Origin of the sequence: Acidovorax sp. YS12 (assembly GCA_021496925.1) — a bacterium.
Lineage (GTDB): Bacteria > Pseudomonadota > Gammaproteobacteria > Burkholderiales > Burkholderiaceae_C > Paenacidovorax.
Map to the genome: position 1 here is coordinate 1,281,070 of CP053915.1, position 21,234 is coordinate 1,302,303.

19 protein-coding genes and 6 tRNA genes are annotated in these 21,234 nt (G+C 69.9%); 6 read left to right on the forward strand and 19 right to left on the reverse strand.

The features are described from left to right. Window positions 1–22: 22 nt before the first annotated feature. Window positions 23–277: a ribbon-helix-helix protein, CopG family gene (locus YS110_05715; GenBank protein UJB64285.1), complete on the forward strand. Its 255-nt coding sequence runs from the start codon at window positions 23–25 to the stop codon at window positions 275–277. Further along, window positions 274–714, forward strand: coding sequence for a PIN domain-containing protein (locus YS110_05720; GenBank protein ID UJB64286.1), 441 nt, complete (start codon window positions 274–276; stop codon window positions 712–714). Before YS110_05715 ends, YS110_05720 begins: the two co-directional genes overlap by 4 nt. 75 nt (window positions 715–789) lie before the next feature. Here YS110_05720 and YS110_05725 read toward each other — a convergent pair whose 3' ends face one another. The 3 genes from YS110_05725 to YS110_05735 form a co-directional block, all read right to left on the reverse strand. Continuing rightward, window positions 790–1,644 carry a FecR domain-containing protein gene (locus tag YS110_05725; GenBank protein ID UJB64287.1) on the reverse strand — a complete coding sequence of 285 codons (855 nt, stop codon included), beginning with the start codon at window positions 1,642–1,644 and terminating at the stop codon, window positions 790–792. Window positions 1,645–2,044: 400 nt separating this feature from the next. Then, the gene (locus tag YS110_05730) at window positions 2,045–3,073 is read right to left on the reverse strand and encodes an IS110 family transposase (GenBank protein ID UJB67367.1); all 1,029 of its coding nucleotides are present in this window, start codon (window positions 3,071–3,073) and stop codon (window positions 2,045–2,047) included. 281 nt (window positions 3,074–3,354) lie between these two features. Beyond that, the gene (locus YS110_05735) at window positions 3,355–3,873 is read right to left on the reverse strand and encodes a sigma-70 family RNA polymerase sigma factor (protein UJB64288.1); all 519 of its coding nucleotides are present in this window, start codon (window positions 3,871–3,873) and stop codon (window positions 3,355–3,357) included. A gap of 138 nt (window positions 3,874–4,011) precedes the next feature. Between YS110_05735 and YS110_05740 the strand changes: the two genes are divergently transcribed. The 3 genes from YS110_05740 to YS110_05750 are packed head-to-tail and all read left to right on the forward strand — an operon-like array spanning window position 4,012 to window position 6,354. Next, the gene (locus YS110_05740; GenBank protein UJB64289.1) at window positions 4,012–4,827 is read left to right on the forward strand and encodes a thymidylate synthase; all 816 of its coding nucleotides are present in this window, start codon (window positions 4,012–4,014) and stop codon (window positions 4,825–4,827) included. Between the two features lie 4 nt (window positions 4,828–4,831). Then, window positions 4,832–5,842 (forward strand): hypothetical protein, encoded by a 1,011-nt coding sequence (locus tag YS110_05745; GenBank protein UJB64290.1) that lies wholly within the window; start codon window positions 4,832–4,834, stop codon window positions 5,840–5,842. A gap of 23 nt (window positions 5,843–5,865) precedes the next feature. Further along, window positions 5,866–6,354, forward strand: coding sequence for a dihydrofolate reductase (locus YS110_05750; GenBank protein ID UJB64291.1), 489 nt, complete (start codon window positions 5,866–5,868; stop codon window positions 6,352–6,354). 803 nt (window positions 6,355–7,157) lie between these two features. Here the strand turns inward: YS110_05750 and YS110_05755 are convergent. The 4 genes from YS110_05755 to YS110_05770 are packed head-to-tail and all read right to left on the reverse strand — an operon-like array spanning window position 7,158 to window position 11,789. After that, window positions 7,158–7,754, reverse strand: coding sequence for a DUF2894 domain-containing protein (locus YS110_05755; GenBank protein ID UJB64292.1), 597 nt, complete (start codon window positions 7,752–7,754; stop codon window positions 7,158–7,160). Continuing rightward, the gene (locus tag YS110_05760; GenBank protein UJB64293.1) at window positions 7,751–8,407 is read right to left on the reverse strand and encodes an OmpA family protein; all 657 of its coding nucleotides are present in this window, start codon (window positions 8,405–8,407) and stop codon (window positions 7,751–7,753) included. Before YS110_05760 ends, YS110_05755 begins: the two co-directional genes overlap by 4 nt. Then, entirely contained in the window at window positions 8,404–11,109 is a 2,706-nt protein-coding gene (locus tag YS110_05765; GenBank protein ID UJB64294.1) for a DUF802 domain-containing protein, read from the reverse strand. The genes YS110_05760 and YS110_05765 overlap by 4 nt, the downstream gene beginning before the upstream one ends. Further along, a complete protein-coding gene (locus tag YS110_05770) occupies window positions 11,106–11,789 on the reverse strand; it encodes a DUF3348 family protein (protein UJB64295.1) in 684 nt (227 codons plus the stop codon). The genes YS110_05765 and YS110_05770 overlap by 4 nt, the downstream gene beginning before the upstream one ends. 264 nt (window positions 11,790–12,053) lie before the next feature. Between YS110_05770 and pcaF the strand changes: the two genes are divergently transcribed. Continuing rightward, on the forward strand, window positions 12,054–13,265 hold the full coding sequence (pcaF, locus tag YS110_05775) for a 3-oxoadipyl-CoA thiolase (GenBank protein UJB64296.1): 1,212 nt from the start codon (window positions 12,054–12,056) through the stop codon (window positions 13,263–13,265). A gap of 157 nt (window positions 13,266–13,422) precedes the next feature. Here the strand turns inward: pcaF and YS110_05780 are convergent. The 12 genes from YS110_05780 to folC form a co-directional block, all read right to left on the reverse strand. Then, window positions 13,423–13,499: transfer RNA gene (locus YS110_05780), tRNA-Asp, on the reverse strand. 47 nt (window positions 13,500–13,546) lie between these two features. Next, window positions 13,547–13,622 (reverse strand) — tRNA-Glu (locus YS110_05785). Between the two features lie 30 nt (window positions 13,623–13,652). Then, window positions 13,653–13,728 (reverse strand) — tRNA-Ala (locus YS110_05790). Window positions 13,729–13,737: 9 nt separating this feature from the next. After that, window positions 13,738–13,814, reverse strand: a tRNA-Asp gene (locus YS110_05795). Between the two features lie 47 nt (window positions 13,815–13,861). Beyond that, window positions 13,862–13,937 (reverse strand) — tRNA-Glu (locus tag YS110_05800). A gap of 30 nt (window positions 13,938–13,967) precedes the next feature. Then, a tRNA-Ala gene (locus YS110_05805) sits at window positions 13,968–14,043 on the reverse strand. 67 nt (window positions 14,044–14,110) lie between these two features. Beyond that, window positions 14,111–15,514, reverse strand: a complete 1,404-nt coding sequence (locus YS110_05810) for a glutamate--tRNA ligase (protein UJB64297.1) — start codon at window positions 15,512–15,514, stop codon at window positions 14,111–14,113. Beyond that, the gene (locus YS110_05815; GenBank protein ID UJB64298.1) at window positions 15,511–16,725 is read right to left on the reverse strand and encodes an O-succinylhomoserine sulfhydrylase; all 1,215 of its coding nucleotides are present in this window, start codon (window positions 16,723–16,725) and stop codon (window positions 15,511–15,513) included. Before YS110_05815 ends, YS110_05810 begins: the two co-directional genes overlap by 4 nt. A gap of 132 nt (window positions 16,726–16,857) precedes the next feature. Next, window positions 16,858–18,363, reverse strand: a complete 1,506-nt coding sequence (purF, locus tag YS110_05820) for an amidophosphoribosyltransferase (GenBank protein UJB64299.1) — start codon at window positions 18,361–18,363, stop codon at window positions 16,858–16,860. 101 nt (window positions 18,364–18,464) lie between these two features. Continuing rightward, a complete protein-coding gene (locus tag YS110_05825; protein ID UJB64300.1) occupies window positions 18,465–18,953 on the reverse strand; it encodes a CvpA family protein in 489 nt (162 codons plus the stop codon). Between the two features lie 28 nt (window positions 18,954–18,981). Beyond that, a complete protein-coding gene (locus YS110_05830; GenBank protein UJB64301.1) occupies window positions 18,982–19,812 on the reverse strand; it encodes an SPOR domain-containing protein in 831 nt (276 codons plus the stop codon). Window positions 19,813–19,855: 43 nt separating this feature from the next. Continuing rightward, entirely contained in the window at window positions 19,856–21,196 is a 1,341-nt protein-coding gene (folC, locus tag YS110_05835) for a bifunctional tetrahydrofolate synthase/dihydrofolate synthase (GenBank protein ID UJB64302.1), read from the reverse strand. Window positions 21,197–21,234: the final 38 nt, after the last annotated feature.

A 21,234-nucleotide genomic window follows, 5' to 3' on the forward strand; every position in this document is an offset into this window, starting at 1 on the left:
GCTCCCGAAACCGGAGGCCCTGATGCGAACCACCCTCACCATTGATGACGATGTGCTGGCAACCGCCCGCCACCACGCCCAGCGCGAGCACAAGAGCGTGGGCGAGGTGATTTCCGCGTTGGCGCGGCAGGCGCTGCTGATGCAGAAGGCGCAGGGCGGGCTGGCTGCTCCGGCGCGCAGCCGCAATGGCATTCCGTTGCTGGCCGTTCCGGCGGGCAAGGATGCTGCCGTGGTGACGCCCGAGCTGGTCAACCAGTTGCGTGACGAGCTGCCATGACTGCGGCATATCTGCTGGACGTGAATGTGTTGATCGCGCTGGTGGATTCGCACCACGTGCAGCACGATGCGGCGCATGCCTGGTTCGCTGGCGAGGGACATGCGGCATGGGCGACTTGCCCGTTGACGGAAAACGGGCTGCTGCGCATCGTGGGCCATCCGCGCTATCCCAATTCGCCCGGCTCTCCGGCCTTGGTTGCGGGGCTGCTGGCGGGCTTGCGCAACCTGCCGGGGCATTGCTTTTGGGCGGATGACATCAGCTTGACCAACCCTGCCCTGGTGGACGCTACCCGGCTGCTGGATGCCGCGCAGGTCACCGACACCTACCTTCTGGCGCTGGCGCAGGCGCATGGAGGGCAATTGGCGACTTTCGACCGGCGGCTGGTAACCACCGCCGTGCAGGGCGGCGCCGGGGCGCTGCGCCTGATTCCTGTCTGAAACAGCAGATTGCTCTTGTATTCATAGCTTCCAGCGCTTTACCAGCAAGCGCTAAAGGCCAATTTGGCTATGAATTCACTGCCGGGGTTCCAGCGTCACCCACCAGCGCGTGGCGTAGGCCGCCTCCACCGGCACGGCGGCGGTGAGGGCCAGCAGGGCCTGGTCGGTGTCGGCCAGCGGCAGGGTGCCGGTGACGCGCAGGTGCGCCACGCGCGGATCAACGGCGAGGCGGCCTGGGCGGTAGCGGGCGAGTTGCGCCACCACGTCGGCCAGGGGCTGGTTCTCGACGACCAGCATGCCGTCCTTCCAGGCGTCGGGCTCGGGCGGCGCAGCCTCGGGGGCGTCCACGCGGCCACCGCGCAGCAGCGCGGTCTGGCCGGCGCGCACGATGCGCTCGCCCGCGCAGGGCCGGGCCGGGTCGGCGGCGCAATCCGCCGGGCGGGCAGCCACGGCGGACTGGGTGACGGTGACGCGGCTGGCGGCGCCCCCGCCCTCCTCCTGGGCCTGTACGGTGAAGCGCGTGCCCAGGGCGCGCAGGCTGCCGCCGGGCGCGATGACGACGAAGGGGCGCTGCTCCCCGGCATCGGCATGCGCGGTTTCGATGGCCACCTGGCCGGCGCGCAGCACGATGGCGCGGCGCGCGGCGTCGAAGGCCAGATCGACGGCGCTGCGCGTGTCCAGGTGCAGCACGGTGCCATCGGGCAGCGTGACGGCGCGGCGCTCGCCCGTGCCGGTGCGGTAGTCGGCCACCAAGTGCGCGGTGGGCTGGTAGCGCTCCAGCACGCCCCAGCCCGCAGCAGCCGCCACGGCCATGGCGAGGATGGCCGCCGCGCGGCGGCGCGCGGCCGCGGGGCGGGTGAGCGCCTGGCGCGCCGCCGGGCCGCGCACGGCGGCCAGGCGCGCGTCCAGCTCGGCGCCGAGCTGGTTCAACTGGCTACAAGGGCTTCCCCACATTCGCAAGCAATACCTCTCCCTGGGTTTATCGCGCAGCGATAGACCCAGGCATGGTCTTCAACGGTTTCAGCTCAGTTCCCAGCCTTGTGCGTGCAGCGCGTCGATGCTTCTTGGCAAACGGTGCGGACGGCGTGACTACAAACGGTCATTAGCGCTACCTTCTGTGTCGGCAGCAAACCCTGATGAAAGACGCGCGCCGGGGGCTCCATTCGTTAGTCGGGTCTTGGGATCTCTCCCATGGCTCCCCTCCAGTTAACCGAGCATTCCCCGGCGCAGGTCCAACCTTTTGCACATCAACGACTGCCTTCACGCGGCGGATTCCTGATCTGTTGGGCTTGTCTTGCTTGCGTTGTTTGTCTTGCCTGGCCTGATCGGCTCAGGCGGGCATCTTGAAGTTCTCCCCCCTTTGCAGCACGGCCCAGCACATGCGTGCGTTCTTGGCCGCTATCGCCACCACCGCGCGCCAGTAGCCCCGGCGCTCGGCCAGGCTGCGTGCCCAGCGGCTGAGGCTGTCTTGCTTGGGCGCTCGGGGGTTCATGGCGGCAGCCAGCACGGCCCGCGCTCCCATCACGAGCAGGCTGCGCAGGTAGGCGTCTCCTGCCTTGGTGATGCGCCCCAGGCGCTGTTTGCCGCCCGAGCTGTATTGCCCGGGCACCAGGCCCAGCCAGGCGCTGAAGCTGCGCCCGCAGGCGAAGTCGTGGCCGTTGCCCACGGTGCTGATGAGGGCCATGGCGGTGGTCTGGCCTATGCCGCTCAGTTGCATCAACTGCCGTGCCTGCGTGTTGTGGCGGGCCATGAAGGCAATGTGGCGGTCGTATTCGGCGATGCGTTCATCCAGCCCGGTGACTTCACTGAGCAGGTCGCCGATGACGGTGTTGGCCCAGCCGGGCAGGTCTTCGAGGTGGGCCAATGCTTCGCGCCGCACGGTGGCGGCCTTCAGGGGCAGCACGATGCCCAGTTCCGACAGCAGGCCCCGGATGCGGTTGAGGGTGGCGGTGCGCTGCTCCACGAAGCCCTGGCGGGCGCGGTGCACCATCAACTGGCCTTGTTGTTCAATGGTCTTGAGGGGCACGAAGCGCATTTGGGGCCGGGTGACAGCTTCGCAGATCGCCGCAGCGTCGGCGGCATCGTTCTTGCCTCGTTTGCCCGAGAGGCGGTAGGGGGCGACGAACTTGGGGGCCATCAGGCGCACGGTGTGGCCGAGCTTGTCGAATTCCCTGGCCCAGTGGTGTGCGCCGGAGCACGCTTCCATGCCGATGAGGCACGGGGGCAAGGCGGCGATGAGTTCCAGCAGTTTGTCTCGGGCCACGCTGGGGCGCACCAGCGCGGGCTTACCTGCTGCATCCACACCGTGAACGGCGAAGACGTTCTTTGCCAGGTCGATTCCTACGGTTACGATGGTCATGGACTTCCCCTTCCATAAAACAAGCGTGTTGATGAGAGATTGCACTTCCCATCGTGGCACTTGGTTGCCGTTCTGCGCAAATGCGCGCTGCGCTTGGGACGGGGAAGTCCCTTTCATTCGCCAGGCGCGCGCGTGGTCGGGGTGGCTGTCCAGCCAGCGGCGCAGGGCCTCGGGGTCATGGCCGGGCGGGCCTTCGGCCTCGCGCAATTGCCAGTCGATGGCCTCGCCCAGCACCTTGGCGGGCACGGGCACGGCTTGCGCGTCTGCGCTCGGCACGGTGGTCACGGCGCCACCCCGAAGCGCAGCGCATAGGCATGGCGCATGGCGCTGGCCAGGTACTGGCGCACGCGCGGCACGGAGACTTGCAGCTGCGCCGCGATCTCGGCGTGCGTGAGGCCGTCGAGCCGGCTCATGAGCCAGGCGGCACGGGTCTTGGGCGTGAGCCCGTGCAGCAGCGCATCGACGACCTGCAGCATCTGCACCGCGGCCAGTCGCTCCTCGGGCGAAGGGTGCAGCGCCTCGGGCTGCGCGGCCAAATCGGCCAGGTAGGCGCGCTCCAGCTCGCCACGGCGCCAGAAGTCCACCAGCAGGCCGCGCGCCACGGTGGTGAGGTAGGCGCGCGGCGCGCGCAGCACCTCGGGCGCGACGGCCTGGGCCGGGCGCGCGAGCAGGCGCACGAAGGTGTCCTGCGCCAGATCGTCGGCATCCTGCGCGCAGCCCAGGCGCCGCCGCAGCCATGCCTGCAGCCAGCCATGGTGGTGGCTGTAGAGCGCGTGCAGGGGGTGGGAATCGGCGGGCATACCTATGAATTAAGAACCATTCTCGATTATAGGAACACCGGACGCCCAACGCCCGGGTGCCTGACCCCAGGGGCCTAGAATCGCGGCCTTGCAGCGCAGGCACGGTGCCCGCGCGCTCCGCCCGCAGGTCTTTCGCCCATGTCCAGCCCCCGCCCCGTCCGCTCGCAGTACGAAGATTTCATGCGCCACGTGTTCACCCACGGCGTGGCCAAGGGCGACCGCACGGGCACGGGCACGCGCAGCGTGTTCGGGCACCAGATGCGCTTCGACCTCAGCGAAGGCTTCCCCCTGGTCACAACGAAGAAGGTGCACCTCAAGTCCATCATCGTCGAGCTGCTGTGGTTCCTCACGGGTTCGTCGAACAACCACTGGCTGCGCGAGCGCGGCGTGACGATCTGGGACGAATGGGCGCGCGCCGACGGCGACCTGGGCCCCGTGTACGGCGTGCAGTGGCGCAGCTGGCCGACGCCGGACGGCGGCCACATCGACCAGATCCAGCAGGTGGTCGACACGCTGAAAAGCAACCCCGACTCGCGCCGCATCATCGTGAGCGCCTGGAACGTGGCCGAGCTGGACAAAATGGCGCTCATGCCCTGCCATGCGTTCTTCCAGTTCTACGTGGCCGAGGGGCGGCTGTCGTGCCAGCTCTACCAGCGCAGCGCCGACATCTTCCTGGGCGTGCCCTTCAACATCGCCAGCTACGCCCTGCTGACCCACATGCTGGCGCAGCAGTGCGACCTGCAGGTGGGCGACTTCATCTGGACCGGCGGCGACTGCCACATCTACAGCAACCACTTCGAGCAGGTGCAGACGCAGCTGGCTCGCGCGCCCTACGCCTACCCGCGGCTGCACATCAAGCGCCGCCCGGACTCGATCTTCGATTACGCCTATGAAGACTTCGAGATCCTGGGGTACGAGCACCACCCCGCCATCAAAGCCCCCGTGGCGGTGTAGCGCCTTGCGCCGCCACCTCGCCTCCGCCCTGCTGGCCGGCCTCCTGGCGGGCAGCACGTACGCGGCCCCCGCCAGCACAGCCGGACTGGAAGCGGTCGCCGCAACCCTGGAAGGCCGCCTGGTGGTGGGCGGATCGACCTTCTACCGGGTGGCGCGCGTGCTGTCGATCGACACGCAGGACGGCACGGCCACCCTGCACGCCGAGGCCGACCCGCTGTACGAAGGCCAGTACGCGGGCAACCCCGAGGGGCAAACCGGCGACGGCCGCCTTTACTACAACGTCCGCATCGACCCCGGGGCCGCCTGCGGCCTGCCGGGCGTGAGCGCCCGGCTCGACACGAGCGACCTCCTGGTCTTTCACCAGGGCGCATTCGTCACCTTGCGCGAAGCCTTCCCCGGCATGCACCTGCGCGCCTGGGACCGGCCCATCAACTTCGTCACCCCGCAAACCCTCGCCAGACTCCGGCAATGCGCCAGACAGCTCGCGCAGGCGGCCGATGCCATGCCGTTTCGCAGCATCGCGGTGTATGCGGGCGCGCAGCCCATCGCCGAGGTCGGCCGCACCTCCACGGCTGCGTTCCGCTACGAAGAAGAACCAGGGGGAGAGCTGATCGGCGCCATGACGCACCTGGCCATCACGCCGAAAAAGCATGCGGCGCTCGGCGATTTCACCGTCAGCGTGCGTGCCATCTCCGTGATGCACTGCGACTACGAAGGGCCACACATCGAACTGGACCGCTGGAAGCAGGGCCAGGGGCCGGAAGTGCCCCTGGCGCGCGTCGGCAAGAAATTCGTGATAGCCCCCCAGGCGCTGCCCACCACGGCGCCGCCGTTTCCCCGCTACACGCCCACGGAGCTGCGCCGTGCCATTGCCCAGCACTGGGGCAACGCCGGCCTGGCGTCGAGCGAAGAGGCCAGGCCCTGCCAGCCATTCCTGCGCGGCTACCGTTTCGCCGTGCGCTACCAGTCCCGGCTGGTGCAGGAGCTGTCCGTGTCCTTCGCGGGCGGCTGCTGAGAGATACCGACTGGAGTCACCCCATGGAAATCGCACTCATCTACGCCCGCGCGGCCAACGGCGTCATCGGCAAGGACGGCACCATGCCCTGGCACCTGCCGGAAGACATGGCGCATTTCAAACGGCTCACGCAGGGCAGCCCCGTCATCATGGGCCGCAAGACCTGGGACTCGCTCCCGCCGCGCTTCCGCCCGCTGCCGGGGCGCACCAACATCGTCGTCACGCGCCAGCCGGATTGGCATGAAACAGGCGCCCAGCGCGCTCCCAGCCTTCGCGAAGCGCTACAAATGTGCGAGCACGCCGCGACGGCGTGGGTGATCGGCGGCGCGCAGATCTACGCCCAGGCCCTGCCGCTGGCCCAGCGCGTCGAAGTCACCGAGATCGGGCGCGACTTCGACGGCGACGCCTACGCGCCCGAGCTGGGGCCGCAATGGCGGGAGACGGCGCGCGAAAGCCTGGTCAGCGCCAGCGGGCTGCCGCTGCGCTTCGTCACCTACCTGCGGCAGGGTTGAGCTTTTTTGATAGCTGGTTGCGCTTGCTGGGCTTGGGTTTGCTGCGGTTTTGGCTGTGTTTTTGGGTTTGCTTTCCGGGGCCGGGACTCGCCCCGGCGGGCGAGGTACTTTCTTGCCGCGCGGCAAGAAAGTACCCAAAGAAACGAGCCCCGCAGTCTGCGACCCCTTCGCTGCGCTACGGGGCAAACCTGGGGCGAGGCGCTGGCGGGGTGCGCTGCGGAACTCGCTGCGCGCCTGCGGCGCTTCGCTCAAACAGCCACAGCGAGTCAGTTCACGAAGCATGCGCGACTTCGCGCATGCCACCCCGCCACCGCCTCGCCCCAGGCGCAGCCTGAAAGGGGGTGGAGACGACACGGGCCATCGCTGCGCTCGGCCTGGACTTCGCGGCGCGCAGCGCCTGCGTGTTGGGGGCCGAGCGCAGCGATGGCCCGTGTGGGGCTTCAAACCCCTTCTGGCCGTACCGAGGAGCGCAGGGCGTGGGGCGGGCGCGTGTGCCGCAGGACACACGCGCTTCGTGATCTGACTTGCCGCGTCTGTTTGAACGGAGCGCGTAGCGCGCAGTGAGTTACGCGGCACCGCCCCACGCCCGAGCACCGCAGGCTGCCCCGGAGCGAAGCGAAGGGGATACGGGCAGCAGGGGCGTGCTTCTTTTGCTTCCTTTTCTTGCACGAGCAAGAAAAGGAAGTCGCCCGCCGGGGCGAGTCCCGGCCCCGGAAAGCAAACCCACCACAAGCATCAAAACAGCCCCCAACCCAATCGCAGCAAGCGCAACCAGCTACAAAAACCGCAGCATCCATCGGCTCTCAAGCCGAACGCCCCTTCCCAGGCTTGCCCTTTGCCTTGCGCCGCGCCGCCACAGGTGGCGGCACGCCAGGCGCCTGCATCTGCTCCAGCCACAGCAGCGCATCGACATAGGGCACGAAGCGCTGCAGGTACTCGGGCGCGGTCTCGCGCATCAGCAGCAGGGCCCGGTACACCAGATGGCTCGAATTCAGCGGCCCGGCCTGCGGCGGCACATGGGCCAGCGCCTGCTGCACGCGCTCCTCGGCCGCCAGGCGCGACCAGGTGGCGCGAAAGCGCTGCAGCGCCTGCAGCTCGGGCAGCGCGGCCTCGGGCGCAGCGCAAAGGCCGGATGCCATGGCCGCCGGAGTGGCGGGCCCTGCATCGCCCCGTGCCAGCGCATCGGCCAGGCGGCCCAGGGGCCCGCGCACCGGGGCGGGCGCCGCCGCCTGCGGCACGGCAGCCACCGCCCCGCCCTGCTCCAGCGCCGCCAGCCGCACCGCGAGCCTGCGGCGCACCGGCTCGGGCTGCGCCGCGGCGCGGCGCGCCAGGGCCTCGGCCCAGAGCTGGCGCACCGCCGCGGCACCCGGCCGCGGCGCGGCGCTGTCGTCCAGGCTCATGGCGCCGCAGCCCCTTCGCGCGCGGGGCGCGGCATGGGCGCCATCTCCACGCGGCGGTTCAGCGCGCGGCCCGCGGCATCGTGGTTCGAGGCCACGGCCTGCTCGGCGCCGAAGGCGGCGGCAAACACACTGGATGCGGGGATGCCTTCGTCGATGAGCGCGCGCGTCACGGTGAGCGCGCGCTGCGCCGACAGCTCCCAGTTGTCGGCAAAGCGCGCCGCCCCGCCTGCGCCACCGCGCATGGGCCGGTCGTCGGTGAAGCCGCTGACCATGAGGATCTCGCCGCGCTGGCGCAGGTAGGCCGCCAGCGGGCCCGCCAGGCTGTGCAGCAGTTGCCGCCCTTCGGGCTGCAGCTCGTCGGAGTTGAAGGCGAACAGCACGCTGCCGCTGATGCCGATGCGCCCATGGGCCAGCGTGACGCGGCCGGCGGCCAGCGGGCCGGCCAGCGCCTGCTCCAGGCTGACCAGGCGCTGCGCCTGCTCGGCGCGCTGCGCCTGCTCGGTGCGCAGCCGCTCGGCCAGCTCCATCTGCATGCCCAGCGCCGCCACCAGGATGAGCGCGAACGCCCCCAGCGCCCCGGCCATCAGGTCGCCAAAGGCGGCCCAGACGGGCACGCTGCCTTCCAGGCCGTCTTCGAGCGCGTCGCCGCTCATGCCGCCGCCTCGCCGCGCGCGGCGGCCAGCTGCTGCAGCGCGTCGATGATCTGCTTTTGCGCGCCCACGCTCAGCTCGATCACTTCGCGCGCCTGGGCCACGTAGTAGTCGAGTTGTTCGTCGCTGCGCGCCAGCGACTGGGCCAGCGCCGCCTCGATGCGCTGCAGCTGCGCCAGCGTCTGCGCGTTGGCGTCGCCAAAGAGCTGTACCGCGCCGCCGAAGGCCTCGCCCAGGCTGGCCACCTCAACGGCGCTGGCGCCGACCTGGGCGCCCACGCCCTCCATCTGGGCGGCCTGGGCCTGCAGCGTGCCTTCGAATCGCGCCTGGACCTGCGCCAGCATGTCCGTGGCGGCCTGGACCAGCGCGTCGATGGCGCTGCGCTGCGCGGTGGCAGCGGCGCGCGCGGCTTCCAGTTGCGCGGCCAGCGCCTCCAGGATGCGCCCGCGCTCCTGCAGCATGGCGTCGTCGCGCGCCATGCTGTCGGCCAGCTTGGCGCGCAGCTCGCCCATGGCCTCGGCGGCGGCGCGCGGCGCCTCGCCCGCGGCCTGCAGCAAGGCGGCCACCTCGCCCAGGGTGCCCTGCGCCTGGGCATGGAGCTGGCGCGTGATCTCGCCCGCCGCATCGGCCAGCGCCGCGCTCACCTGCTGCTGCTGCGCCGTGGCCTCGGCGGCGGTCTGGCGCAGGGCTTCGTGCTGCTGCACGGCCTGGGCCTGCAGGGTTTGCGTCCAGGCCGCCAGGCGCTGTTCGTCCTGCGCGGCACGCTGGGCCAGGCCGTCCAGCAGGTGCCGGGCCTGGGCGCTGCCCTGGGTGTGGATGTCGTGGGCCGCGCGGGCCAGGGTGTCTTGCAGTTGCTGCAGCTGCGCCTGGGTCTGGGCGCTGCCATCCTGCCACTGCGTGCGCAGGGCCTGGGCCTGGGCCTGCAGGGCCTGGGTCCAGGCCGCCAGGCGCTGTTCGTCCTGCGCGGCGCGCTGGGCCAGGCCGTCCAGCAGGCGCTGCGCCTGGGCTTCGTTCTGGGCGGTGACGTGGTCCGCCGTGCGCGCCAGGGTTTCATGCAGTTGCCGCATCTCCTCCTGGGCCTGGGCGCCGTGCGCCTGCCACTGGGCCAGCAGGGCCGCCGCCTGCGCCTGCAGGGCCTGGGTCCAGGCGGCCAGGCGCTGCTCGTCCTGCGCAGCGCGCTGGGCGTGGGTGTCGGCCAGCTGCTGGGCCTGGGCCTCGCCCTGAGTCTGCAGGGCCTGCGCCGTGTGCGCCAGGGCCTCGTGCACCTGCTGTAATTGGGCCTGCGCCTGGGTGCCGTGCGTTTGCCACTGGGTTTGCAGGGCGGCGGCCTGGGCCTGCAGGGCCTGGGTCCAGGCCGCGAGGCGGGTTTCATCCTGCGCGGCCCAGCGGGCCTGCAGCGCTTCGTGCGCCTGCCCCACCGTGGTCTGCAGGGCGGCGGCGTGGCCCGCCAGGCCGTCGGTGGCGGCCTGCAGCGCCTGCTGCTGCTGCGCCGCGAGTTGCCCGGCCTGCTGGCTCTGCTGCGCCAGCGCGGCCTCCCAGCGCGCGCTGTGCGCCTCGGTCTGCGCGCTGGACTGCTGCGCCAGCCGCTGCGCCAAGGCATGGGCATGCTGCGCAAAGCCCTCGGTGAACTGCGTCAGCGCAGCGCCCAAGGCCTGGCTGTGCGCGGCATGGGCCTGCTGGTGCGCGGCCAGGGCGTCGTGCCAATGGGCGGCGGTGGCCGCCGTGGCCTGGCCCCACTGGGAGGCCAGCCCGTCGAGCTGCTGGCGCAGTTGCCCGGCCATGGCGTCCTGCAGGCGCGTGCTTTCTTGCGCCAGGCCCGCCAGGGCGGCCTGCACCGCGGGCTGCAGCGCGGCGCCGGCACGCTCGGCGCTGTCGGCGGCGCTGCGGCTCAGGGTGTGCTGCACGGACGTGGCCAGGCCCTGGAAGGCCTGTTCGGTATCGCGGTAGAAGCGCGTCTGCTCGGCCTGCAGGCGCTCGCCCAGGGCCTGCTGCTGGCGCTCCAGCGCGTCCATGCAGGCCTGGATGCGTTCGGCCACGCCGGGCAGCAGGCCCGCCTGCTGCTCCATCAGGTGCAGTTGGGCTTCGCGCTGGTGCTGGCTGGAAAACGGCCGCAGGGCCGTGGCCATCGCCGCGTCGAGCTGCTGCGCGGCCTGGATGCGCTCGCGCCGCGCCAGCGCGGTCATCAGCCCGAGGGCGGCCGAAGCCGCCACGCCCGCCACCGAGGTGCCGAAGGCCAGGCCCAGGCCGCGCACCGGGGCCGAGAGCGCATCGCGAATGGCGGCCAGCCCCTGCGCGCCTTCCAGCGCGGCACCGGTGCCGTTCAGCGCCACGGCCATGCCGGCAAAAGTGCCCAGCATGCCCAGCAGCACCAGCAGGCCGCTGAGGTACGGCGCCAGCACCGGCCCGGGCAGCGCGGCACGGGTGCCTTCGATGCGCTGTTGCACCGCGCTGCGCAGGGCATCGGGCAGCGGCGCCAGCCAGTCGGCCAGGCGCCCGGGCGTGCCTTGCAGGGCCTGCAGGGCGCCGCGCAAGGCATCGGTGGCGCGCATGAAGCGCAGCAGCTCCAGCGCCCCCAGCACGTAGAAGCCCGCAATGAGCAGCGTGGTGGCCAGCGCCAGCGGGTGCGATGCGAGGTAGCCCGTGCCCACCCAGCCTACGACGGCCAGGCCTGTGGCGAATGCGGCGGCGAAAAACGGTTTCTTCATGGAGAAGGCGATGTAGAGAAAGGACGCAGGGCGGCGATCAGCCCCTCGACCGGTTGCAATCGGTGTTCCAGCTCGGCCAGCAGCAGGGCCTGCAGCTCCTGCCGCAGGGTGTCGGCCAGCACCGCCTCGGGCACGCCTTGCTGGCCCAGGCGCTGGCAGCGCTTTTCCAGCCAGCCAGGCAAGCCGCCCAGCAGGCGGCGCTCGTGTGGCGCCAGGGCCTGGGCCATGACGGCGTCCACGGCAGCCAGGCGGGCCTGCTGCGGGCCGCAGGCGGCCAGGGCCGCGCGCACGCGCTCGCGCAGCGGGGCAATGGCCAGTTCCATGGCCTGCTGGCGCGCCACATGGCACTGCCGGTAGGCGGCAAAGCCCAGCCCTGCTTCCAGCGGCGAGCGGCCCACGGCCTGCGTTTCGCGCGCAATGGCCTGGGCCAGCAGGCTGCGTAGCTGTTCACAGGCGGCATGCTGGGCCGCATGGCGGGCCTCGGCCTCCTCGCCGGCCGCCACGGGCAGGGCGGCGCCAGGGCGTTCGAGTGCGGAGGACAGGGCGATGGCATCCGTCCAGCCGGTCCATTGGCTCAGGCCATCGGCAAAAGCGCCCGTGCGGGCGTGGGCCTGCGGGCCGCCCATGCTGGACAGCAGACGAACCAGGGCCGAGCTGGTAATGCTGGTGCGCTGCGCCATCGTGCCGGATCAAAAAACCCGCCAGTCTACACGGCCGCGGCATGCGCCTGGGCGGGGCGGATAAACCCGCCTCCCCAGCATCAAAAAAGAGAGCTGCCAGCGCTTGCTGGCAAAGGGCTGGAGGCCAAAAACAGTAGAAATTCTTCCCCATGCCCCTGCGGATCGGTCAAAACCATTTGACGGAATGTCCACTTTCTTTGCCATTGTCAAAGCCCAGCCCAGGCCGAACAATCGGTGCCACCTTTTACGCACTGCCCGCCTGCCATGCCTCAGACGCCCCAAGCCTTCATCTGCGACGCCATCCGCACCCCCTTCGGCCGCTACGGCGGCGCCCTCTGCAGCCTCCGCACCGACGACCTCGCCGCCCTGCCCCTCAAGGCCCTGCGTGCGCGCAACCCCGGCGTGGACTGGGCTGCCGTGGCCGATGTGCTCTACGGCTGCGCCAACCAGGCCGGCGAGGACAACCGCAATGTCGCCCGCATGGCCAGCCTGCTCGCGGGCCTGCCCATGGAGGTGCCGGGGGCCACCATCAACCGCCTGTGCGGCTCGGGCCTGGATGCCGTGGGCAGCGCCGCGCGCGCCATCAAGGCGGGCGAGGCGGGCCTGGTGATCGCCGGCGGCGTGGAGAGCATGAGCCGCGCGCCGTTCGTCATGCCCAAGGCGCAGAGTGCCTTCAGCCGGGCCAACGCGGTGTATGACACCACCATTGGCTGGCGTTTCGTCAACCCGCTGATGCAGGCGCAGTACGGCGTGGATTCGATGCCGGAGACGGCGGAGAACGTGGCGCAGGCATTCGGCATCGAGCGCGCGGCGCAGGATCGCATGGCCCTGGCCAGCCAGTGCAAGGCGCTGGCCGCGCAGCAGGCCGGCCACCTGGCGCGCGAGATCGTGCCGGTGCACATCGCGCAGAAGAAGGGCGAGGCCCTTGTCGTGGACCAGGATGAGCATCCGCGCGCGACCAGCCTGGAGGCGCTGGCCCGGCTCAAGGGCGTGGTGCGCCCGGACGGCACGGTGACCGCGGGCAACGCCAGCGGCGTGAACGACGGCGCCTGCGCGCTGCTATTGGCCGATGAGGCCAGCGCCGCGCGCCACGGCCTGACGCCGCGCGCGCGCGTGGTGGGCATGGCGGTGGCGGGCGTGGCGCCGCGCCTCATGGGCATCGGCCCGGTGCCGGCCACGCAGAAGGTGCTGGCGCAGACCGGCCTGGCGCTCGCGCAACTGGACGTGATCGAGCTCAACGAAGCCTTCGCCGCCCAGGGCCTGGCGGTGCTGCGCCAGCTGGGCTTGCCGGACGACGACGAACGCGTGAACGCCTGGGGCGGCGCCATCGCCCTGGGCCACCCGCTGGGCGCCAGCGGCGCGCGCCTGGCCACCACGGCGGTGAACCGCCTGCAGGCCACGGGCGGGCGCTATGCGCTGTGCACCATGTGCATTGGTGTCGGGCAGGGGATTGCGCTGGTGCTGGAGCGCGTGTGATGACTGCGCTGCCTCCCTCCCTCCCTGGAGAACCGGGTACGAGAAAGACCCGGTACCGGCGGTGATGGAGGCTTTGCGCAAGGCCGCTGGTTGAATGCACGCGACAGCACAAAAACAAACGCCGCAACGAAACTCGTTGCGGCGTTGAATGAATCTGTGGCGGAGTGGACGGGACTCGAACCCGCGACCCCCGGCGTGACAGGCCGGTATTCTAACCAACTGAACTACCACTCCTGGCAGGAAGCGTTGCCAGCTCTCGCGAGCTTCAAGTGCTTCAAACTTGGCGACCCTACGGGGATTCGAACCCCGGTACTCACCGTGAAAGGGTGATGTCCTAGGCCTCTAGACGATAGGGTCAAAACCTAAGAACTTCCGTTCAATTCTCAATGGTGGAGGTAAACGGGATCGAACCGATGACCTCTTGCATGCCATGCAAGCGCTCTCCCAGCTGAGCTATACCCCCAAGGGAATCTGGCGGAGTGGACGGGACTCGAACCCGCGACCCCCGGCGTGACAGGCCGGTATTCTAACCAACTGAACTACCACTCCTGGCAGGAAGCGTTGCCAGCTCTTGCGAGCTTCAAGTGCTTCAAACTTGGCGACCCTACGGGGATTCGAACCCCGGTACTCACCGTGAAAGGGTGATGTCCTAGGCCTCTAGACGATAGGGTCAAAACCTAAGAACTTCCGTTCAATTCTCAATGGTGGAGGTAAACGGGATCGAACCGATGACCTCTTGCATGCCATGCAAGCGCTCTCCCAGCTGAGCTATACCCCCACTCAGATTTAACACAGCCATTACAGCCACATCGTTATCTGCTGAGCCTCGAATTATAGACAGGTTCTCAACGGTTTTTCAATCTCGCGCAAATTTTTTCGCGCCCCAGCAGCTCCAGCACCGCATCGACCGAAGGGGTGTGCGCCGTGCCCAGCGTCAGCACGCGCACGGGCATGGCGAGCTGCGGCATCTTGAGGCCCTGGGCCTTGAGCACGTCCTTGATGGCCGCGGCGATCGCGTCCTTGCTCCATTCGACCTGTTCGATGGCTGCGGCAAAAGCGGCCAGCGCGGGCTCGGCGGCGGGCGTGACGTGCCTGGCGAAGTCCTCGGCGTTGCGCTCGATGGAGTCCACGTAGAACAGGCGCACCCAGCCCGCCAGATCGGCCAGCGTCTCGCAACGGTCCTTGAACAGGCCGCAGATGCGCGGCAGGCGCGCGTCGAGCTGGGCCGCCGGCACGCCGGCCTGCTCGGCGAAAGGCGTCACCAGCGTGGCCAGTTGGGCGTCATCCAGGGCCTTCAGGTGCTGGGCGTTGACCCAGCGCAGCTTGGCCTCGTCGAACTGGCCGGCGCTGCGGCCCAGGTGGTCGAGGTTGAACCACTCCAGGAACTGCGCGCGGCTGAAGATTTCGTCGTCGCCATGGCTCCAGCCCAGGCGCGCCAGGTAGTTCACCATGGCGTCGGGCAGGTAGCCTTCGTCGCGGTACTGCGTCACGGCCTTGGCGCCGTTGCGCTTGCTCATCTTCTCGCCCTGCTCGTTGAGCACGGTGGGCAGGTGGGCGAACACCGGCACCTGGGCGCCCAGTGCCTCGAAGATGTGGATCTGGCGCGGCGTGTTGTTGACGTGGTCGTCGCCGCGGATGACGTGGGTGATGGCCATGTCGATGTCATCCACGCAGACGCAGAAGTTGTAGGTGGGCGTGCCATCCGGGCGCGCGATCACCAGGTCGTCCAGCTCGCTGTTCTGGAACTCGATGCGGCCCTTGCACTTGTCGTCCCAGGCGACCACGCCGTCCTGCGGCGTCTTGAAGCGCAGCACGGGCTTGACGCCTTCGGGGATGGGCGGCAGCACCTTGCCGGGCGCGGGGCGCCAGGTGCCGTCGTAGCGCGGTTTTTCCTTGTTCGCCATCTGGCGCTCGCGCAGGGCGTCGAGCTCTTCCACGCGCATGTAGCAGGGATAGACGTGGCCCGCGGCCTGCAGCTGCGCCAGCACTTCCTTGTAGCGGTCCATGCGCTGCATCTGGAAGAACGGGCCTTCGTCCGGGGTGAGCTGCAGCCAGGCCATGCCCTCCAGGATCACATCCACCGAAGCCTGGGTGGAGCGCTCGACGTCGGTGTCTTCGATGCGCAGGATGAAATCGCCGCCATTGGCGCGGGCAAAGGCCCAGGGGTACAGCGCCGAGCGGATGTTGCCCAGGTGGATGAAGCCCGTGGGAGACGGGGCGAAACGGGTGCGTACTTTGTGTGCGGTCATGCCAATGTGTCCAGTCCTCGGCTGAGGTCTGCTTTCAAATCGTCGAGGTGTTCCAGTCCCACGGAGACGCGGATCAGCCCCTGGCCGATGCCCGCCGCCTGGCGTTGCGCCTCGGTCAGGCGGCCGTGCGAGGTGCTGCCCGGGTGGGTGATGGTGGTCTTCACGTCGCCCAGGTTGGCCGTGATGGAGCACACGCGCGTGCTGTCGGCCACGTGGAAGGCATTGGCGCGCAGCAGCTCGGCGCCCTCGCCCACCACGTCGAAGGCGATGACCGAGCCGCCCAGGCCGCCCTGCTGGCGCATGGCCAGCGCGTGCTGGGCGTGGCTGGGCAGGCCGGGGTAGTAGACGCGCGCCACCTTCGGGTGCGCCTCCAGCCAGCGCGCCAGCTCCAGCGCCGCGGCGCTTTGCGCCTTGACGCGCAGGGACAGCGTCTCCAGCCCCTTGAGCACCACCCAGGCGTTGAACGGCGCCAAGTTGAGTCCGGCGCTGCGCATGAAGGCGCCCATCACCTTGTCCACCAGCGCCGTGCTGCCGCAGACGGCGCCGGCCATGACGCGGCCCTGGCCGTCGAGCAGCTTGGTGCCCGAATAGACCACCAGGTCCGCGCCCAGCTGCGCCGGGCGCTGCAGCACGGGCGAGGCGAAGCTGTTGTCCACCGCCAGCAGCGCGCCGTGGGCGTGCGCCAGCGCGGCCAGCGCGGCAATGTCGCACAGGTCGGTGAGCGGGTTGGTCGGCGTCTCGGCGAACAGCAGGCGCGTGTTCGGGCGGATCGCCGCTTGCCAGGCCTGCACGTCGGTCTGGGAGACGAAGGTGGTCTCGATGCCGAAGCGCGCCATCTCGCCGCCCAGCAGCTTGATGGTCGAGCCGAACATGGACTGCGAGGCCACCACATGGTCGCCCGCCTTGAGCATGGTCAGCGCCATCAGCAGGATGGCCGACATGCCGGTGCTGGTGGCCACGGCGCACTCGGTGCCCTCTATCGCCGCCAGGCGGCGCTCGAAGCTCGTGACCGTGGGGTTGGCGGTGCGGCTGTAGGTGTAGCCCGGCTCTTCGTTGGCGAAGCGGCGCGCGGCGCTGGCGCAGTCGGGCTGCACGAAGCTGCTGGTGAGGTACAGCGCCTCGCTGTGCTCGCCCCACGGACTGCGCTCCACGGCCTCGCGCACGGCGAGGGTGTCCGGGTGCAGGCCCGGGGGCAGGGTTGGTTCAGTCACGGTCGGATTCCTTGCTTCAAAAATAGGAGCTGCCAGCGCTTTATACACAAGGATTCAGGAATCCTTTAATGCGCAAACCGCCTGAAGATAAGCGCCAGGCGCTCATCTTTTCGCAGCAGCCGCCCGATGCGTTCAGTCCTGCGCGTTGGGCAGGGACAGGCGCGAGCTGTCGCCGTCGTCCTCTTCCTCGCCCCGGTTGCGGCCTTCGTTGAGCGCCGTCACCTCGGCGTCGGAGATGTCGCCGGTGATGTAGCAGCCGTCGAAGCACGACGCCTCGAAGCCCTGCACCGCCGGGTTGATCTTGCCCACGGCCTGCTTCATGGCCTGCACGTCCTGGTAGATCAGCGCATCGGCGCCGATCACCTGGCGGATTTCCTCCACCGTGCGGCCGTGCGCCACCAGCTCGGTCTTGGTCGGCATGTCGATGCCGTAAACGTTGGGGTAGCGCACCGGCGGCGCGGCCGAGGCCAGGTACACCTTCACCGCCCCGGCGTCGCGTGCCATCTGCACGATTTCCTTGGAGGTGGTGCCGCGCACGATGGAGTCGTCCACCAGCAGCACGCGGCGGCCCTTGAACTCGCTGCCGATGGCGTTGAGCTTCTGGCGCACCGACTTCTTGCGCGTGCCCTGGCCCGGCATGATGAAGGTGCGGCCCACGTAGCGGTTCTTGACGAAGCCCTCGCGGTACGGAATGCCCAGCAACTGCGCCAGCTGCATGGCACTGGGGCGGCTCGATTCGGGAATGGGGATGATGGCGTCGATCTCTCCCGGCGGCACGGTGGAGATGACGCGCTTGGCCAGCGTCTCGCCCATGTTCAGGCGCGCCTGGTAGACGGAGATGCCGTCCATGACCGAATCGGGCCGCGCCAGGTACACGTACTCGAACACGCAGGGGTTCAGGTGCGGGTTCTCGGCGCACTGCTGCGTCTCGATGCGGCCGTCGGTATGCAGGAACACCGCCTCGCCCGGCGCGATGTCGCGCTCCAGCACGTGGCTGGTGCCCTCCAGCGCCACGGACTCGCTGGCCAGCATCACCGTGCCGTCGCTGCCGCGGCCCATGCACAGCGGGCGGATGCCGAACGGGTCGCGGAACGCCAGCAGACCGTAGCCGGCGATCAGCGCGATCACGGCATACGAGCCCTTGATGCGCTTGTGCACCGCGCGCACGGCCTGGAAGATGTCCTCGCTGCGCAGCGGCGCGCCGCGGCTGGCGCGCGCCAGCTCGTGCGCCAGCACGTTGAGCAGCACCTCGGAATCGCTCTCGGTATTGGTGTGGCGGTGGTCGGTCTCCGACAGCTCGCGGCGCAGCGTGTGCGCGTTGGTCAGGTTGCCGTTGTGCACCATGACGATGCCGAAGGGCGCGTTCACGTAGAAGGGCTGCGCCTCTTCCTCGCTGGCGGCGCTGCCCGCCGTGGGGTAGCGCACCTGCCCCAGGCCGACGTTGCCCGGCAGCGCCCGCATGTTGCGCGTGCGGAAGACATCGCGCACCATGCCCTTGGCTTTGTGCATGAAGAACTTGCGCTCCTGCTGGGTGACGATGCCCGCGGCATCCTGCCCCCGGTGCTGCAGCAGCAGCAGCGCGTCGTAGATCAACTGGTTCACGGGCGCATGACTGACAACGCCAACGATTCCACACATAGGTCCGGTTCCATTCGTTTGCGGGACAAGCCCGCAGGTATCACGCCAGCCGCCACGGTATGCGGCGCACCGGCTTTCCAAGCGAGAACGCTCGCGCGCCCTCAGGAAGGCAGATGCCTCCCGAACTCCTCGGGCAGCGCCGGGCGCAGGCCCTGCAGCACCTGCGCCATCCATGGCGCCACGTGCGACTGCCGCCACCAGTCGGCCTCGTGCAGCGGCGTCCAGCCCGCCACCGCCGCCACCGCCAGCAGCACCAGGCCGCCGCGCAGCACGCCGAACAGGGCGCCCAGCGCCCGGTCGGCCGGCCGCAGGCCCACGGCCTCGATCAGCTTCTTGGCCAGCCAGGCCACGAAGCCGCAGGCGAACACCGCCAGCACGAACACCACGGCGAACCCCGCCGCGTGGCGCACCGCGTCCTGCGCCTCGCCCATGGGCAGCCAGGCCGCCATGGGTGCCGCCCACCACTGGGCCAGGAAGAAAGCCACCACCCAGCCCGCCAGCGACAGCAGCTCGAACACCAGGCCGCGCCAGGCGCCGATCAGCATCGAGGCCAGCAGCACGGCGGCGAAGATCCAGTCCAGGGCAGCCATGGGGCACGGGTGTCAGAACCTGTGGCTCTTACAGTGTCAGCACCGAGGCCGGCAGATCCAGCCCCTTGATGCGCGCCGCCGCCTTGTCGGCGTCCGTGCGGTTGTTGAACGGCCCCACACGCACCCGGGTGCGCTTGCCATCCTTGGTGTCCACCGTCTGCGCATAGGTCTTGAGGCCCGCGCGCTCCAGCTTGGCGCGCACCTCGCGCGCCTTGTCCATGTCGCCGAAGGCCCCCACCTGCACGATGAACCGCGCCTCCTGCGCGGCCGCGGCGGAGGCCGCCGCCGGCTCGAAGCTGCGCCCCTCCAGCAGCGCGCGCGCGCGGGCTGCATCGTCGGAGCGCGCAGGCGCCGGTGCAGGCTTGGGTTCAGGTTTCGGTTCCGGCTTGGGCTCTGGCTTGCGCTCGGGCTTGGGTTCCGGCCGCGATTCGAACTTGGGCTCCGGTTTGGGCACGGGCGCTGCGGCGGGCTTCGGCTCCGGCTTGGGCACGGCCACCGGCAAGGGCGGCGCCGGTATTGCCGGCCTGGCCGCAGGCGCCGGAGCCACTGCCACGACCTCCTCGCCGTCCGCCAGGCTCTCGGCCACGCCCGGCGTACCGGCGCCGCCGGCCAGGGCGGGGGCCTTGTTGCGGTCAGGAATCTCGATGGGGATATCAACGGGTACCGGACGCGGCTGCGTGTCGAACAGCAGCGGAAAGCCCACCACCCCCAGCAGCACCAGCACCGTGGCGCCGATCAGGCGGTGGCGCGCCCGCCTGCGCATGGCCTCGATGCTCTCGGCCTGGGGGGCGCGCGAGCGCTTGGCAGGCTTTTCGTCCTGCTCCTTGCGGCCAGGCCAGGGAAACTTGAAAAATGCCATGGAATGCGGAACGCGCGAGGGGTGGCCTGAAAAGTATGCGCTTTTACGCGGCAGGCGCCTGCGGCGAAGCCAAGTGCTTGGCCTCCAGCCGTGGCGTTCCATGCTGCAGGACGCCCCCTACGGTGTAGAACGAGCCAAAGACGACGATTCTATCAGCCGGGTCGGCGGCGGCCACGGCGGCGGCCAGCGCCTGCTCGGGGCTGGCGTGCAGGCTGGTGGTGACCGGCCGGCGCCCGCCCGCGGCCATCTGCACGGCGTTCCATTTCTGCTGCAGCACGGCGGCCGTCTCGGCCCGGGGCGTGGGCAGGCTGGTGAAATACCAGCGGTCGATCACCGGGCCGATGCGCGCCAGCATGGGCGCCAGGTCCTTGTCGGCCATGGCGCCGAACACGGCGTGCGTGGTGGGGAAAAAGCCCATGGCGTCGAGGTTGGCCGTGAGCGCCGCCACCGAATGCGGGTTGTGCGCCACGTCCAGCACCAGCGTGGGCTGGCCCGGCACGATCTGGAAGCGCCCCGGCAGCTCCACCAGCGCCAGCCCGGCACGCACGGCCTGGGCGTTGATGGGCAGGCGCTCGCGCAGCGCCTCCAGCGCCGCCAGCGCGCCCGAGGCGTTGACCAGCTGGTTGGCGCCGCGCAGCGCCGGGTAGGCCAGGCCGGCATAGCGGCGCCCGCGCCCGGCCCAGGCCCATTGCTGCTTGTCGCCGGAATAGTTGAAGTCATGGCCGAAGCGCCACAGGTCGGCGCCGATCTCGCGCGCATGGTCGATCACGCTCTGCGGCGCCATCGGGTCGCCCACGATCACCGGGCGGCCGGTGCGCATGATGCCGGCCTTCTCGCGCCCGATGCTTTCGCGGTCGGACCCGAGGAATTCGGTGTGGTCGATGTCGATGCTGGTGATCACCGCGCAGTCGGCATCGACGACGTTGGTCGCATCCAGTCGGCCGCCGAGGCCGACTTCCAGGATGGCCACGTCCAGCCGCGACTGGCTCATCAGGTGCAGGATGGCCAGCGTGGTGAACTCGAAATAGGTCAGCGAAATTTCATCGCCCGCGGTGCGCGCGCGCTCCACGGCCTCGAAATGCGCCAGCAGGTCGCCGACCGGCACGATCTCGCCATGGATGCGGCAGCGCTCCTCGAAATGCACCAGGTGCGGCGAGGTGTAGACGCCGGTGCGGTAGCCCGCCTGCAGCGCCACGGCTTCCAGCATGGCGCAGGTCGAGCCCTTGCCGTTGGTGCCTGCCACGGTGATCACCGGGCAGCCGAAGTGCAGGCCCAGGCGCTGCGCGACGGCGCGCACGCGCTCCAGGCCCATGTCGATGTTGCGCGGGTGCAGGCGCTCGCAGTGCGCCAGCCAGCCGTCCAGGGAGTCGAATCGGGTGTGCATACGGGGAGGGATTGTCGCCGAGCCCGGGCCAAGTGCAT